We start from the raw sequence: 278 nt of genomic DNA, 5'->3' as shown, positions 1-278 counted from the left end.
GCGGAACCGTGCCGAATTCATCAACGGCCGCGCCGAGATCGTCGCTTTCCTCACCCGCAAATGGGCCAAGGAGCTGGATTACCGGCTGATCAAGGAGATCTGGGCCTTTACCAACAATCGCATCGCCGTGCGCTTCGCCTATGAATGGCATGATGACAGCGGCAACCGGTTCCGCTCCTATGGCAACGAGAACTGGGAATTCGCCGAGGACGGGCTGATGCGGACGCGCCATGCCAGCATCAACGAGCACCCGATCTCCGAGGCCGAGCGCAAGTCCG

1 protein-coding gene is annotated in these 278 nt (G+C 61.2%); it reads left to right on the top strand.

What is annotated here, in order from left to right:
* A partial coding sequence (locus EOD29_RS31520) for a DUF1348 family protein (RefSeq protein WP_127248812.1) occupies positions 1 to 278 on the top strand: 278 nt, incomplete at both ends.

The organism is Mesorhizobium sp. M1A.T.Ca.IN.004.03.1.1, from assembly GCF_003997555.1.
Lineage (GTDB): Bacteria > Pseudomonadota > Alphaproteobacteria > Rhizobiales > Rhizobiaceae > Mesorhizobium.
Note: the sequence above shows the minus strand (reverse complement) of the source record. Positions and strands in the feature narration are given on the sequence as shown.